Genomic DNA, 16,701 nt, shown 5'->3' on the forward strand with positions numbered 1-16,701 from the left:
GTTCGATTCCCCTACGGGCTACTTAAGAAACTAAAAAAGCCAGCTGTTATGATAAATAGCTGGCTTTTTAGCTTTTATAGGCTTCTTAAAAGAAGTACCCTAGCACCGCAAGGCGCTTCTAATTAACGATTATGATTTCGCCATTTTGCTTGGACAAACAAAATCGGTACGTTTTAATTGTGTGTTTTTAATGGCTCCGTAACCACCAGCTACATCTATTACCTTGTCAACACCTCTAGCTTTTAAAATAGAAGCCGCAATCATAGAGCGGTAACCGCCTGCGCAATGCACATAATATGTTTTTTGCGCATCTAGCTCACTTGTCCAATCGTTAATATAATCTAAAGGGCGTGGGTGTGTAAAATCTAAATGTTCTGCTTCGTACTCTCCAGGTTTACGCACGTCTAGCGCTAGAATTTCTGGATTGCTTTGGTAGGCCTTCTCAAATTCTTCGGCAGAAATGGAGGTAACCTGATCTATTTGCTTGCCAGCATTTTGCCAAGCGGCTATGCCTCCTTCTAAATATCCTATGGTATAATCGTAACCTACACGAGCCAAACGTGTAATAGCCTCTTCTTCCTTTCCTTCGTCGGTTACCAACAAGATATTTTGCTTTAAATCGGTTATCAATGCGCCAACCCAAGGAGCAAATTGACCATTTAAACCAATATTAATGGCATTTGGAATAAATGCTTTTGCAAAAACTTGCGGATCACGAGTATCTAAAATTAAAGCATCGGTTTGATTTGCCAAATCTTCAAATGCTTGCGGCGATAATGGGTTTAACCCTTTTTCAAAAACTTCATCAATACTCTCGTAACCACCTTTATTCATGGCTGCATTTTTAGCGAAATATTGTGGAGGAGGCAAAATGCCATCGGTTACTTCTTTAATGAACTGTTCCTTAGTGGCGGCTTTTAGCGCATAATTCACTTGCTTTTGGTGTCCCAAGGTATCGAAAGTTTCTTTGCTCATGCTTTTACCACAAGCCGAACCTGCACCGTGACCTGGATAAACGATTACCTCATCGGCCAATGGTTTTATTTTTTCATTTAATGAGTCGTAAAGCAAGCCCGCTAAATCATTCATAGTCAACGTGCCTTTTTGCGCTAAATCTGGGCGACCAACATCGCCGATAAACAAGGTATCTCCTGTAAAAATACAATGGTTTTTACCCTCGGCATCGGTTAACAAATAAGTGGTTGATTCTAAGGTATGGCCGGGGGTATGTAAAGCCGTAATGGTTAAATTTCCTATTTTAAATTGCTCGCCATCGGTTGCAATATGTGCTTGGAAAGCGGTGTTTGCCGTTGGTCCATAAACAATAGTAGCTCCAGATTTTTCTGCTAAATCAATATGTCCCGAAACGAAATCTGCATGAAAATGGGTTTCGAAGATATATTTAATTTTTGCTCCGTTTTGTTCCGCTTTTTTAAGATAAGGCCCCACTTCGCGAAGTGGATCGATTATAGCGGCTTCGCCATTACTTTCTATGTAATAAGCTGCTTCGGCCAAACATCCGGTGTATATTTGCTCTATTTTCATTTTTATATGTGTTAGTATTTAGTAGTGAGGCAAGGCATTAATTCCTGAAACCCACCAACCCTTAACAAAGATAAGATTATAGCCTTGTTAATGGAATGACAACGGTCATAATTGCAGAAGTTTTACTTTTTGCAAGACCGAAAGTGATTAGACGGAATGTCCGATGATATGGGATTCTAAAAAAACTAAGAAAACAGTTATTTCGTCAACTCTCCCGCAATTGGTTCTTCCATCTGCTGTGTAATTTCTTCCCTTGTCAAATTGGCTCCCAACAGGTACATCAGTTTGGTAACAGCTGTTTCAAAGGTCATATCGTAACCACTAATTACGCCCATTTTTTTCAGTTCGCTACTGGTTTCGTACATGCCTAGCTGTACCGAGCCACGTTGGCATTGTGAAATATCTACAATGTGCTTTCCGTTTTCAATGGCTTCGGCCAACGCATCGGTAAACCATTGGGCTGTAGTGGCATTACCCGAGCCAAAAGTTTCTAAAACAATGGCTTTTACTTTAGATCTGGTTACAGCATAAACCACTGCTTCGGTCATGCCGGGGTATATTTTCAGCACCCCAATATTGGCATCGAACTTTGTTTGAATGTAAAAACCTGCTGTTGGAACCGGTAAAATATCTTTATGGAAAAAGGTTAATTGAACTCCCGCTTCTGCTAAAATTGGATAGTTTGGCGAACGGAAGGCTTCAAACTTTTCGGTGTTGTACTTTATAGAACGATTACCTCTAAACAACTGGTTATCGAAATAGATACAAACTTCGGGCACTACTGCTTTTCCTTTGCTTTTTGTTGCCGCTATTTCTAACGCGGTAATGAGGTTCTCTTTTGCATCTGTTCTAATCTCGCCAATAGGCAACTGCGAACCTGTTAAAATTACAGGCTTGGCCAAGTTTTTTAACATAAAACTCAATGCCGATGCGGTGAAAGACATGGTGTCTGAACCGTGCAAAATCACAAAGCCATCAAATTCATTATAATTACTTTCAATTAACTCGGCCAAAATTCTCCATTGTGCCGGATGCATATTTGACGAATCGATGATGGGGTTAAAGGAATGTACCGCTATTTGATACCCTAGCCTGCCCAGTTCTGGAACATTTTCTTTAATCTGTTCAAAATCGAAGGGAATTAAGAAACCTGTTTTGGCATCGTTTACCATGCCAATGGTGCCCCCGGTATAAATGATGAGTATCTTGGTCATTAAAAAAGTAAAGCTTTGGATTATAGCTACAAATTAAGCAACAATCTACTGCTTATTGGATGTCCTCAACAAGTTTTAGCAAATTTTTAAAGCCTCTAAGTATATTTTGCGAATATCACAATAAAAAACCCATTTAACTCTAAAATATGGGCACGTTAGTTTTTCGCTATCAGCCTTTTGATTGAATTAACAAAGACAGATATTGCTTTTTGAGAGGGGTTTATTGTTTTATTCAAAACTTAAAATAAAGTTAGACAAGCTGTCTTTGCTTGTTAAGTTAAATTTTTTTCGAAGACGATACCGACCGTTTTCAATTCCTTTTAGTGAGAAATGCATTAGTTGAGCAATTTCTTTGGAGGAGAGATTCATTTTTAGATAAGCACATAGCTTTAAATCGCCTGCGGTAAGTTCAGGGTATTGGCTTTTAAGTTTCTGTAAAAATCGGTTATGCACTTCATCAAAATGAATGGCAAACTGCTCCCAGCTATGCTCCTGACGCTCTTCGAGTGTAATGAGGCGTAGCACCTTACTTAAATCTGTTGTTTCATTTTTTAAACTCCCCTTAGATACCGCTTCATTTATTTCCTCTTTAATTCGAGCAAGTAAGCGACCTCTTTTAAAAAGATGCATTGTTGTTGCAGCCAACTCTTTATTCTTGTAGGTCATTTTACTTTCCAGGTGGTCATTTTTCAAACGGATAATCTCATTTTCATTTTTTTCCAATTCGAGATCATGAATGTATTTTAGTTTTTTTTGCTTGGCCACAAAGGTTGCTTCCTGTTTTCGAAGTCTTTTTTGATGAAATTGGAGCGCAAGTAAAATGATTAAGACCGCAGAAATAAAGTAGAGGGTATAGGCCAACTTTCCTTGATACCATCGAGGTAAGATTTCGAAAGAATAACTGCTTGCAGTAGATGTGTTGCCTAAATTATCTCTTGATTTGACGGAAAACTTGTACTTGCCGTAAGGTATATTCGTATAATCTTTGCTTGTTTTCGTACTCCAACTCGACCAATTTTCATCGTAGCCCTGAAGTTGGTAGCTGTAATTGATATTGGCGTTTTGCTCATATCTATCGGTCGAATATTCAAAGTGAAAAGAATTGAATTGAGCAGGCAGCTTCAATATAGTTTCTTTGGGCTGTTGATTAAAAACCTGAGTTCCATTGCTAAAGTATCCGTTAAAAAGCAAACTATCTTTCTTCCCGCTACTAATTACCTTATTAAGCAAAGTGGTAAGCTGCTTGTAGCGCTGTTTATAATGGTTATAATTTAGATGGATAAGCCCTTTGTGTGCGGCAACCAGCACATTATTATTGTTGTAGGGCAAAATGTTTTCAAAGCCTGCAATTAGCTTCCCTTGTAGTTCTGGAATATATTTTATGCTACCGTTGCTCAACACCCCCACCTCTTTTTCGGTAGCAAACCATACCTGTTTTTGTTGGTCAGAAACTAAAAATTTCAACATTATTTGCCCAAAAAGAGGTGCGTATTTCTCTGATTTGACAAATCTACTGGTCTTTGGGTTGAATAGGTAAACACCCTTTTCTGTTGTAAAAATTATTTCATTGTTAATTTTGAAAACAAAGTTATTTAGTTGACTGGGCAAGCCATTTTTTTCTGTTAATAATTGGGTACTTTCTATTTCACTATAATCTTTATTCATCTTTATTTTATAAACACCGCGATAAGGGTGCGATGCCCAAATCAAGTGTTTATCCGAATCAACTTCTACAAATCGAAGCGGTTCTACCACATTATTTTTCGAATATTTTTTTAGTTGATAACCGTCCGATTTTTGTTGCAAAAGCTGTATGCCCTCATAAGTACCCACAATTAAATTTGTTGATTCTGGTATAGGTCTAAATATCCAACTTCCCTCGTTGGAGTTACTGATTTTTTGAGCTACTTCGTTTATGATAAAACTACCATAGTGATGGCCCATTAATACTTGACCTTGATGTGGAAACAAGCTCCAAACCTGACGACTAGTACCATTCACCCTTTTAAAAGAAGCACTTGACAGGCTAATATCTTGTTGTGTGGCAAGATTTAAAGGGCTAACAAAAACGCCATCTGTAGTACCAATATATAACTTTTGATGAAGAATTGCTGAAGTATAACCGGGTGTAGGTGTTTCGCTGTAACCACTAACCATTTGTATGGGCGAATTATAATCTATCAGTGATATGCCTTCATCTAAGCCAGCCCAAAGTACTTTGTTTTTATCTTGAAATAAAGAAAGTACATTATTGTTTTGCAAACCATTTTCACCAGAAAATTTACGAATAATTTGGCCCTGAGCGTTTATGATAAAGATACCACCCGAAACCGTACCAATGGCATAGTGCCCCGAGTCGAGCTTGTACGAGCATAAGATTTGAGATTCGGTTATCCTTTTCGGAATAGGGAAACTAATCAACTTTTGGTTATTCAATAGATATGCCCCACTGTGCAACGTAAAGATTAGAATATGCCCGTTATCGTATTTTTGAATAGATGTAATTGGGCTTTTTATTGTTTGAGTACTTATACGGTGCCATTTATTATTGGTCAACACCATTAAATTTTCGCTATTGTTTTGAGCGTATAGTTTCCCATCACATACCTCCATAAATGACCAACTCGAACCTGGCGGCGAGTCGAAACTTCTAATCTTACCGCTAATTAATTGGTATTCAAAAATGGTATATCCGCTACGGAAATATATGGATTGATTATTCTGTGCAATGCTCCAAACATCGCCAAACTGTCTTTTGCTTTTTGGAATTTCCTCTAGTAAAGAATGATATTGCAACACCCCATTTTTATTAGGAAAAAAATAACCTAGGGCATCCTGACCACCCACAAAAATTTTGGAGTTTTTAATGGTTAATGCCCTCACAATTGTTTTATTTGGTAGTCGAAAAACTTTCCACTCCTTACCATTATAACAAAGTAGTCCAGAATTGTTAGCAAAATACATCAATCCAAATTGGTCTTGGGCGAGGGCCCAATTTTGAGAGCCCGAATTTATTTCCTCGTGGTAATAATTACTAATAGCAGGCTGCCCAATTGTATGCGGTAATTGGGCATTAATTGATGAAATTAAAAGGACAAGAAGAAAGCTTATAGTGATTAGTTTTTTTGTCATTTCATGATAAAAATATCAAAAAAGCAATCAAATAATCAGCGCCAAAACCCAAAAGTGTTTTAATTATTTAAAAATCAATGTCTTAACATTTTAAGAGGGAGGTATTAAGGAGTAAATTACTTGATAAAAGTTGATTTTTTGATGAGTTTTTAACTTTATAGGGAGGTAGTAGGGAGGTTCATTATTTGTTGTTTGCAAAAGATTATGTAGATGTTTGGATATAATCAACAAAAAAATAACGTTTTATGAGAAAGTTTTTTACTCTAATTTTTACGTTATTATCTCTAACCAATTATACCTTCGCTCAATCTAAAACGATAAGCGGAAAAGTTACTGATGATAACGGGACGGTTGTGCAAGGCGCAACTATTAGGGTGTTAGGTACAAATAAAGGTGTCGTTACCGATACGCAAGGTGCCTATTCCATCACCGCTAATCCAAACGACCAACTTGAGTTTTCGTACTTAGGCTTTGGCAAACAAATTATTAAAGTAGGCACACAAAGCACCATCAACGTACGGCTAGTCGAAAACGACTCGCAAACCTTACAGGGGGTAGTGATCACAGCACTTGGTATCAAGCGAGCCGAGAAATCATTAGGCTATGCTACACAGGTAGTAAAAGGCAATACCTTACAAACGGTAAAAGGTATTGATGTGGCAACCTCATTGACAGGGAGAGTTTCTGGTTTAACCATTAAAAACAGTTCTGAGTTTATGACCGAGCCAGACATTACCCTTAGAGGAGAGAAACCTTTAATTGTTATTGATGGCGTTCCTTATGGCAACATCAGTATGCGTGACATTTCTTCGGACGACATCGAAACGGTTAACTTTTTGAAAGGCGCATCGGCATCGGCATTATATGGTGAACGAGGTGGTAGCGGTGCGATCATGATTACCACCAAAAAAGGAGCAGAAGGAAATGGCTTAAGCATCACGCTCAATACCAGTACAATGTTTGAAGCAGGTTATTTAGCTATTCCAGAAATGCAAGGCAAATACGGCCGTGTGGTAAATACCGCAACCAACACCTACGTAGGCAGCGCCGATGGTGCTTGGGGGCCACCTTTAGAGGGTCAATCCGTAAAGCAATGGGATCCGGTAAGTAAAAGCTATAAAGCAATGCCGTACTTGCCTATTGGAAAAGACAACTTTGCCAATTTTCAAGAACAAGGCTATATTTTAAATAACAACTTAAGTATTGCACAAAGTGGCAGTTTGGGAGGTTTCCGTGCATCAGCTTCTTGGATGAACAATAAAGGCACCTATCCAAATTCGAAATTCAACAAGGTAACTTATAGCGTAGGTGGCGATATTAAATTAAATAAATTCTCACTTTCAACCTCTATAGCTTATAATAACTACGCATCGCCAAACATGGGTTTTGGTGGATATACCGGATACGACCCCATGTATGCGCTCCTGATTTGGGCTGCACCCGATTTTGATGTACGCCAATACAAAGACTATTGGGCTATTCCAAACGAAAAGCAGAACAATAGCTACACCGCAGGAAGCAACAACCCTTACTTTGATCGCTACGAGCGCATCAAGCCTTACAAAAAAGACGTCTTCAATGGCCAACTAACCTTAAATTATGATTTGACTCCTTGGTTGAAAGCTACAGTACGTACTGGTTATGATACGTATAGCAATAAACAAGAAGTACGCATTTCCAAAGGTTCGTTTCAAGGTGGTGGCGTATCTAAAGTAATTGATGGAGGCACAGAAATTTGGGGCGAATCGCAAAAAGGTTCTTATAATGTTGGTCTGAGCCGCGGTTTTAGCACTAATAATGAAGCACTACTTTCGTGGAACAAACGCATAAAAGATTTTGTGATTGACGGCTTTGTGGGCGGATCGGTGTTTTACACTCAAAATGAAGGCATGGAAGCACGTACCAATGCCGGATTATCAATTCCTGGATATTACTCCTTAAAATCATCGGTTTCACCGGTAAACGTAGGCTCTATCTTGTATAAAAAACAAACCAATAGTTTCTTCGGAAAAATTGGAGTTAGCTGGAAAGATATGGCATTTATCGAAGCCACCGGCCGTAACGACTGGGCATCCACCTTACCAACGTCAAACCGTTCTTACTTTTATCCTTCGGTGGCAGGTAGCTTCATCGCATCAGAGCTTGTTAAGGCAGATTGGTTATCATTCTGGAAGTTAAGAGCGTCATGGACACAATACAAAACTCCTGCGTCTATTTACGCCATTAACAACGTATTTAATATCAGCAACAATGTATGGAACGGAATGGCTATGGCAACATTTCCAAATCGTATTCGCCCTAACGACATTTTTGCTGAAGGTGCAACTACTTTCGAGTATGGCACCACGTTAAACTTCTTGAAAAACCGAATTTCACTTGATTTTACGGCCTATCAAAAACGTATGTATGATTTTATTGTGAACGGCAATGTTAGCCCGGCATCAGGTTATACTGGCGTATTTACCAATAGTAAAGAAGAACGTACTCGTAAAGGTATCGAATTTACTTTGAACACCACACCTGTAAAAAACTCAACTATCAAATGGGATTTAGGCTTTAACTGGTCGAAATTTGCCACTTATTATACCGAGTTAGATCCAACTTATTCGGTAAATAATCGTGATTGGGTGAAAAAAGGATTACGTGCCGATCATTATACTATCAATGAATACCAAACCGATAATGCTGGAAATATCGTATTTAACGCTGGTAAAGCAACCTATAAACCCATTACTACATTGGTAGGCTATGCCGATCCAGATTGGATTTGGGGAATCAATTCATCGGTAGCGTATAAAGATTTTACGCTCAGTGTATCTTTAGATGGACGAGTGGGAGGTAAAGCACAATCAACTACTGAAATGTATATGTGGATTTCGGGCAACCACCCTAACTCATTAACCGAAGAGCGATACAAAGACGCAACCATTACCGGTAGCAAAAACTATCTGGGCAATGGTGTAAAAGTAGTTTCAGGAAGCATTACTTACGATGCAAATTATCATGTGATTAGCGATACTAGAGTATTTGCGCCGAACGATGTATATGTTACCTATAAGGATCATATCACTTCAATACACAAAGGAACCGCATGGGGTGGTAATCCATCACCAGTTGATTTGTATAGCACCACTTTTATGAAACTTAGAGAATTGGCTTTAACCTATACTTTGCCAAACAAGTGGGCAGGCAAGATTAAAGCAAAAAACCTATCGGTCTCTGCAATTGGGCAAAACCTGATTTATTGGTCTAAACAATTCAAATATTCGGATATTGATGGCGGAACTGAAAACTTTGCCGATCCATCTTTACGATACGTTGGCTTTAACCTAAAAATTGGATTCTAAGAATTGTTATTCAATAATTAATAGGAAAATAATATGAAACTTAATATAAAAACAGGAATACTACCGATAGTTACTGCCTTACTCATCGGTACTGGTTGCAACAAGTTTGACGATATCAACACAAATCCAGATGCAACCGAAAAAGTAAACGCTTCTTTATTGGCTACCAATCTCATCTTGAGCAACTTCAAATTTAATGGTCGGGATGCAAAGGCTTACTTAGAAGAAAACGCTATTGCCAAATACATTGCTTTTGCAAATGAAAGTATGATGCGAGCTCAGTACAATGAGCTTGGCGCAACCGATTTTGGCGCAATGACCATGTTGCCCAATATAGAGAGTATGCTTAAGTACGCACAAGGGAGTACCATGGAAAACTCTTATAAAGCACTGGCCAAATTCTCCAAAGCCTATATGTTTTATAATTTGACGATGCGAGTAGGCGATGTTCCATACAGCCAAACAGGCAATGGTGCATCGGGCGTATTAAAAGTACCATTTGACAAGCAAGAAGACATAATGCGTGGTATTTTAGACGACTTAAAAGATGCTGCTAGTCTATTTGCCACAGGCGAAAAATTTGATGGTGACCCAACACCATACAATGGCGATCCAGCGAAATGGAGACGTGCTACAAATGCCTTTGCCTTACGTGTACTAATTTCATTAAGTAAACGAGCCAACGATTCGTCTTTAGATATTAAAAATCGTTTTCAAGCTATTGTTACCGGTGCAAATTTACTGCAAGAGAACACCGGTTATTTAGGTTTGAAATATGCAACAACCAACCCGCACCCAGTATCGGGCACAAATAATTTGTTTACCAGCCGCACCGATATTAGTGAAACTTTAATCGATAACTTGAAATTGCTGAACAACGACCGCCGTTTGTTCTACTATGCCGAGCCATCAGCAGATAAAATTTCAAATGGCTTTTTACAAAATGACCCCGCAGCTTATGTGGGGGCAGATGTTACAGATAGTTATACGGATATTACTACCGCACATTTGGCCAACACGTATTCTTTACTCAACAAAAGATATTTAGCCGTTCAAGATAGCGATCCTCGTGTAATCATGTCTTACGCCGAGCAGCAACTTATCTTGGCAGAAGCCCGTGTGTTAAATTGGATAAGCTCAGGTACAGCAAAAAATTATTACGAAACAGGAGTAAAAGCTGCTTTAGGAGATATAATGGCAACCAACGCAAGCTACTCACACGGAATGGCCATCGACGCTACTTATATCGATTCGTATTTTACAGGAGAAACCAGTTTTAAGGCACAGGAAGCAGATCAGTTGAAGCAAATTTGGCTGCAAAAATATGTAATGTATTTCATGATTAACCCTATTCAAGCTTATTTTGAATATCGCCGAAATGCTTATCCGGTATTTCCAGTTGATCCTGCATCATCATTAAATATCACCAACAAAAATGTTGTTCCATCACGTTGGCTTTACCCAAGTTCGGAGTACAACTATAATACCGATAACTTGAAAGCGGCTTTGGCTAGTCAGTATGCCAATGTGGATGATATTAACGGCAAAATGTGGATTATCAAATAAAAACAGGCTAGGGTTTTATAAAAAATATATGAAGAGAAGCGTGAGGAATTTATTCCTTTTGACATTGTTATTTTTAGTTGCCGCGTCGTGCAGGGTTCAACAAAATAGCACAGAAAAATGGCGGTTAGTATGGTCGGACGAGTTTAACTATCGCGGATTGCCAGATAGTACAAAATGGAATTACGATACGGTTGGAAACAGTTTCGGTTGGGGCAACAACGAGGCTCAATGGTACACTGTAGCCAATCCTCAGAATGTTAAGGTTAACAATGGCCTACTACAGATTACGGCAATACGCCACGATAGCAATGGCAAGAAATATACGTCATGCCGGCTAACTACCAAAAACAAAGGCGACTGGAAATATGGCCGTATTGTGGTTCGTGCAAAAATGCCTAGTGGAAATGGTACTTGGCCCGCCATTTGGATGCTGCCAACAGCGAATGTGTACGGCGAATGGCCCAATAGTGGTGAAATTGATATCATGGAACATGTAGGTTCAAATCCCAACGTGGTATTATCTACATCACATACCTTAGCTTTCAATCACATTATCGGGAACCAAGAAACCAAAAACTTTGATTTGCCAACAGCAACTACCGACTTCCATATTTTTACCTTAGAATGGGATGAGCGTGAATGGAGAAGTTATGTAGATGACAACCTTTATTTTACCTACAAAAACAATGGAACCGACTGGAAAGCTTGGCCTTATGACCAAAAATTTCATTTGATATTGAATTTGGCCATTGGTGGTGGTTTAGGCGGAACTAAAGGAATAGACGACACCTTGTTCCCGCACACGTTCGAGATAGATTACGTACGGGTTTATCAACGATAAGAGTTTTATCTTAGTCACTTAATGAATTGCTTTACTTACTTTGGATTTTTTCCTAGTTTGTAAAGCAATTCTTTTTAATGGCATACCAAAATTTAACACCCAGCCAACAAGCCACTTAAACCCCAAAAATCTTTATCGAATTTTCTGTGGTAATTGCTGCCACCTCTGCTGTAGTTATTCCATAAATATCGGCTATCTTTTGCGCCACATGCAGCAAATAACTGCTTTCGTTTGGCTTGCCCCTAAAAGGTACCGGCGCCAAATAAGGCGAATCTGTTTCTAGTACAATATGTTGCAACGGAATTTCTGAAACAACTGCATCTAAGCCTGCTTTTTTATAGGTTACTACCCCTCCTATTCCTAAATAAAAGCCCAGAGAAATTGCTCTTTTGGCTTGTGCCACATTGCCTGTAAAACAATGAAAAATACCTCGCATTGTTTCATGCTTGGTTGCTTCCAATACTTCAAAAACTTCATCAAAAGCTTCGCGACAATGAATTACAAAAGGTAAATCGAGCTGCTTTGCCCATTCTATTTGCTGTTTAAAGGCATCCTGCTGTATGGTCAAAGTAGTTTTATCCCAATATAAATCAATACCAATTTCGCCTATGGCATAAATCTTTCTATCAGCTATGCTGTTATAAATTTCTTCGAGTATAGGCACGTACCCCTCCTTTACATCGCAAGGGTGCAAGCCAGCCATGGCAAAACAATTTTCGGGATAGCTTTTCACCATTTCATCAATCATGGCAATAGAGGCCACATCTACATTGGGCAGAAATAACCGTTTTACGCCATTATCAAAACAGCGTTGCATTTGCTCGTGTCTTTTGGTTAAATCTTTCTCGTAATACTGATGGGTATGGGTATCGGTAAGTAACATGGATGCAAAGTTAGTTTTTTGGTTTGTTTGTTTTTTAGTTTATTGGGAGAAAACCGCATAAAAAAAGCCATCCCGGAGGACAGCTTTTTTACATCTTTTAAGGTTTTGATTAATGGTTATGACCATCGTTTGCCGAATGACCTGCCGGTACAGCTTTCGCTGGAGCAGCCGGTGCTGCGCCTGCTTTAGGTTTAATAATATCCACAATCTCAATTTCGAATACCAATGGGCTGTAAGGTGCAATTGGGCCACCACCTTGCTCGCCATAACCTAACTTAGAAGGAATAATAGCAGTAACTTTACCACCTTTACCTACTAATTTTAAAGCTTCTGTAAAACCTGGTACTGTACCGCCAATTACCATTTTAGTTGGCCCGTAAGGTCTTCCTGGCTGGTGCACTTTAGCATCTTTAGCTACTTTTTCGTCGCTAGTATCAAAAACTTTGTATTTTTTATCGTCGCCTTTTTTAGTAAATCTACCCGTATAGTTTACGTTTACCGTATCGCCATCAGCTGCTCTTGTTGCATCTCCTGGCTTTTCGATAACATATTGCAAACCACTTGCCGATGTTTGTACTTTTAAGTTATTATCAGCAATGTAAGCTTTGATTTTTCCTTCTTCAGCATTTTTCTTTTTATCCATATCGGCTTTGTAATCTGCTTGGAAGAAATCGCCTGCACGTTTTTGGAAAGTAGAATCAGCTTCTTTTGGTCCTTTTTTGAAAACCTTCTCTACCTTTACAGTAAACACAATGTACTTGTCGTTTTTAAACTGTTCTGGTTTAGGCTGCTTGGTTTGTGCGGCCATGGTATCTAAGTTAATTTTGAAAGTTGCGCTATCACCTTCTCCAAAAAATGTTAACACATCTTGCATATCGCCAGCGTATTGTTTTTTACCTACCGGAAAAACTTGTGCTTGTTCATTATCGTAAGTACTGCCTAAAACAGAATCTCTTTCATTTTTCTGAATGAAATTCAGCTTTACGATGTCGCCTTCTGCAATTTTTTCTTTACCACCTGACTTGTGAATTTTATACAACAAACCACCTGGTCCTTTTTTCTCTGTGTTACAAGCGGCTAAACCTAAGGTAGCAGCAAACAGTATTACTAAACTTTTTTTCATCTAATTTTTCTAATTGTCTTTTAATTGTGCTGAAGCTATTCCTAACGGAATGGTTTCATCTATTTTTCTAATTGTCTTTTAATCTTTGTTTTTAAAGCCCGCTAAGTTAACGAGCTTTCTTATTATTTCTTAATATTTTTACGGTTAATTTTCTTCTGCTTAAAAAATTAAGTTTTTAGCTTTGTACCGCTTATTGCAACAATTGCTTTTTATACTCTGGCAAAATGTTCTTAAAATCGAGCATGGTTTCTTCCAAACTCTTATCAGAAGCACCACCGGCCGCATTTCTGTGCCCGCCTCCCTGAAAATATTTCTTACAAATTTCGTTAGCGGGGAAATCTCCAGTAGAGCGTAATGACAGTTTTACCCTATCCGCTCTTTCGATAATAAAAGCGGCTAGCTTAATTCCGTTTATAGAGAGAGCGTAGTTTACAATACCTTCGGTATCGCCTGTAACAATATTATATTGGTGTAACTCTTCTTTAGTGGCGCTAATAATTGCGGTGTTATATTCTCTCAATATTTCTAATTTATTAGACAGGCAGTAGCCTAAAAATTTCAACCTATTTTCAGAAACATTATCGTACACCAACTGGTGGATACGCCAATGTTCGGCGCCCAAGTCAATTAAATCTGCCGCAATGCGATAAACCGTTGATGTTGCCGAGGGAAAACGAAACGAGCCCGAATCGGTCATGATACCTGTATAAAGACAAGTAGCCACGTCTTTGTTTACCTTTTCTGGCTCTTCCATTACATTTACAATAAAATCATAAACCAACTGAGCAGCAGCACAGGCATTAATGTCCCAATGGCGATAATCGTCAAAATCTTCGGGTTCTAAATGATGGTCTATCATCAGTTTTACCGCGGAGGCATTTCTAATATGCTCGCCCAATTCGTTAATGCGACTAAGCGTATTAAAATCTAAACAAAAAATTAATGCGGCCTCATTTACCAAAGACACCGATTTTTCTACCTGCTCGGTGTAAACAATTACATCGGCATTATTGGGCAACCAATGTAAAAACTCGGGGTAGTCTGTTGGTGTAATTAAACTAACGTGATGCCCTTTTTGAATGAGATAAGCATACAGCCCCAACGAAGAGCCCATGGCATCGCCATCTGGCTTATGGTGCGTAGTAATTACAATTTGCTGAGGCGTAGAAAGTAGTTTCTTGAGTTCTGTAACTGATATCATATTTTATATAAGAAACGAAGTTAGTGATTTATTGGTTTGTTGGTTGTTTGCTTTGTTAGTTTTTTGGATTAGTTGCTAAATAAACATTAAAGCTAAACGCGTAGTGTATTATCAATAAGATAATAAATAATTGATATACAAATGTTTGTATATGAAGTTTAAATCCTCCCCCTGCCCCCTCCAAGAGGGGGATATGCAAATCGTGTAGTTATACGCCATGTGTCCCCCTTTGGAGGGGGCAAGGGGGAGGAGAACTAACTAAATCAATAATGCACTACGGGTTAAAGCCAACTACAATGATCACAAGGTTTTTACTTTTCACTTTTGGCTTTAAACTTAAAAACGTATTTTTGCAAAAAATTTATAAAAATGAGCACAAATAGAACTTTTACCATGATTAAGCCTGACGCTGTTGCTAATGGCCACATTGGTTCAATCGTAAATGATATTACCAAAGCTGGATTTAAAATCATTGCTTTAAAATACACTAAACTTTCGGCCGAAAAAGCTGGCGAATTTTACGCTGTGCACAAAGAACGTCCTTTTTATAACGATTTAGTTAGTTTTATGTCTTCTGGCCCTATCGTGGCGGCTATCTTAGAAAAAGATAATGCTATTGAAGAGTTTAGAAACCTAATTGGCGCTACCAACCCTGCCGAAGCTGCAGAAGGAACAATCCGTCAGAAGTATGCAAAATCAATTGATGCAAATGCTATCCACGGTTCTGATTCTGATGAGAATGCGCAAATTGAAGGTGATTTCTTCTTCGCTGCCAACGAACGTTTCTAATTTAACTAGTTTCGCAAAGCGATAAAATTATAGGTAAGCACTCTTTTTGGGTGCTTATTTTTTTGTTGTATATTTCGCCTTTTAACACAAATAATGAAGAAAATATTTTTAATAGCACTAGCATCTGCCGCTGCTTTTAATGCGGCTGCACAAACCAAACCTAAAACCACTACGGCAAAAAAAACAGTACCAGTTAAAAAAACTGCTGCAATTACTGTTGCCAAACCAGTTATTTTTAAAAATAAGCTAGATTCTGCCAGCTACGCTTTTGGTATAGCCATGGGGGGCAACCTAAAATCTGGCGGCCTAGAAAGCTTAAACTACGACCTTTTAACCAAAGGCTTAAAAGATGCCTTTAATAAAGATGCCAAACCTCTGATGGATGAACAAGTTTGTCAAAGCGCAATTAACAGCCTGTTCGAAAGCTTAAACAAAGTACGCGAAGCCAAAGAAAGGGTAAAGTTTGAACCAACCATTAAAGAAGGCGAAACTTTCTTAGCGCAAAACAAAACTAAACCCGGCATTAAAACCACTGCTAGCGGCTTACAATACGAAGTGCTTACAGAAGGCACCGGCACACAGCCAAAAACTACCGACCAAGTTACCGTACACTACAAAGGCACCTTGTTAAACGGTTTTGAATTTGATAGTTCGTACAAAAGAAACCAGCCCACCTCTTTTGGACTAAACCAAGTAATACCAGGCTGGACAGAAGGCGTTGCCTTAATGAAAGAAGGTGCTAAATATAGATTTTTCATTCCCTACAACTTAGCATACGGCTCTAGAGGCGCAGGCCAAGATATTCCACCTTACAGCACATTGATTTTTGAAGTGGAACTGATTAAGGTTGGCGGAAAGGAACAGTAATATTGCTCAAACGCTTTAATTCGTAAAAGACATCTTTATAGGGTGTCTTTTTTTATTGTCCCACCAATATTGAAGCGTAACATAATAAAAAATACACTTCAAACATCATTTCAGATAGGTCTTAACCCAAACTCACATTAACTAACGTGAGTTTGGGGTCTTATTTTTATGCTATGCCACATGTCAAGCCCTA

At 38.6% G+C, this 16,701-nt stretch carries 11 protein-coding genes; 5 read left to right on the plus strand and 6 right to left on the minus strand.

What is annotated here, in order from left to right:
- Positions 1 to 129: 129 nt before the first annotated feature.
- The 3 genes from B3I52_RS08070 to B3I52_RS08080 form a co-directional block, all read right to left on the minus strand.
- Positions 130 to 1,545 carry an MBL fold metallo-hydrolase gene (locus B3I52_RS08070; RefSeq protein WP_293300215.1) on the minus strand — a complete coding sequence of 472 codons (1,416 nt, stop codon included), beginning with the start codon at positions 1,543 to 1,545 and terminating at the stop codon, positions 130 to 132.
- Positions 1,546 to 1,742: 197 nt separating this feature from the next.
- Positions 1,743 to 2,759 carry an asparaginase gene (locus B3I52_RS08075; RefSeq protein ID WP_293300217.1) on the minus strand — a complete coding sequence of 339 codons (1,017 nt, stop codon included), beginning with the start codon at positions 2,757 to 2,759 and terminating at the stop codon, positions 1,743 to 1,745.
- A gap of 228 nt (positions 2,760 to 2,987) precedes the next feature.
- Entirely contained in the window at positions 2,988 to 5,891 is a 2,904-nt protein-coding gene (locus tag B3I52_RS08080; RefSeq protein WP_293300219.1) for a ligand-binding sensor domain-containing protein, read from the minus strand.
- 245 nt (positions 5,892 to 6,136) lie between these two features.
- Here B3I52_RS08080 and B3I52_RS08085 point away from each other — a divergent pair, with 245 nt between their 5' ends.
- The 3 genes from B3I52_RS08085 to B3I52_RS08095 are packed head-to-tail and all read left to right on the plus strand — an operon-like array spanning position 6,137 to position 11,645.
- Positions 6,137 to 9,238 (plus strand): SusC/RagA family TonB-linked outer membrane protein, encoded by a 3,102-nt coding sequence (locus B3I52_RS08085; RefSeq protein ID WP_293300221.1) that lies wholly within the window; start codon positions 6,137 to 6,139, stop codon positions 9,236 to 9,238.
- Positions 9,239 to 9,271: 33 nt separating this feature from the next.
- Positions 9,272 to 10,804, plus strand: coding sequence for a SusD/RagB family nutrient-binding outer membrane lipoprotein (locus B3I52_RS08090; protein ID WP_293300223.1), 1,533 nt, complete (start codon positions 9,272 to 9,274; stop codon positions 10,802 to 10,804).
- 28 nt (positions 10,805 to 10,832) lie between these two features.
- Positions 10,833 to 11,645: a glycoside hydrolase family 16 protein gene (locus tag B3I52_RS08095; protein ID WP_293300225.1), complete on the plus strand. Its 813-nt coding sequence runs from the start codon at positions 10,833 to 10,835 to the stop codon at positions 11,643 to 11,645.
- A 115-nt stretch (positions 11,646 to 11,760) separates the two neighbouring features.
- Here B3I52_RS08095 and B3I52_RS08100 read toward each other — a convergent pair whose 3' ends face one another.
- From B3I52_RS08100 to B3I52_RS08110, 3 genes are all read right to left on the minus strand, one after another.
- Entirely contained in the window at positions 11,761 to 12,528 is a 768-nt protein-coding gene (locus B3I52_RS08100) for a TatD family hydrolase (protein WP_293300227.1), read from the minus strand.
- Positions 12,529 to 12,637: 109 nt separating this feature from the next.
- Positions 12,638 to 13,651: an FKBP-type peptidyl-prolyl cis-trans isomerase gene (locus B3I52_RS08105; RefSeq protein ID WP_293300229.1), complete on the minus strand. Its 1,014-nt coding sequence runs from the start codon at positions 13,649 to 13,651 to the stop codon at positions 12,638 to 12,640.
- Positions 13,652 to 13,841: 190 nt separating this feature from the next.
- Positions 13,842 to 14,852, minus strand: coding sequence for a DHH family phosphoesterase (locus B3I52_RS08110; protein WP_293300231.1), 1,011 nt, complete (start codon positions 14,850 to 14,852; stop codon positions 13,842 to 13,844).
- Between the two features lie 369 nt (positions 14,853 to 15,221).
- Here B3I52_RS08110 and B3I52_RS08115 point away from each other — a divergent pair, with 369 nt between their 5' ends.
- Entirely contained in the window at positions 15,222 to 15,641 is a 420-nt protein-coding gene (locus tag B3I52_RS08115; protein WP_293300233.1) for a nucleoside-diphosphate kinase, read from the plus strand.
- 93 nt (positions 15,642 to 15,734) lie between these two features.
- Positions 15,735 to 16,508, plus strand: coding sequence for an FKBP-type peptidyl-prolyl cis-trans isomerase (locus tag B3I52_RS08120; protein ID WP_293300235.1), 774 nt, complete (start codon positions 15,735 to 15,737; stop codon positions 16,506 to 16,508).
- Positions 16,509 to 16,701 lie beyond the last annotated feature (193 nt).

It is taken from the genome of Pedobacter sp. UBA4863, assembly GCF_002399615.1.
Taxonomy (GTDB): domain Bacteria; phylum Bacteroidota; class Bacteroidia; order Sphingobacteriales; family Sphingobacteriaceae; genus Pedobacter.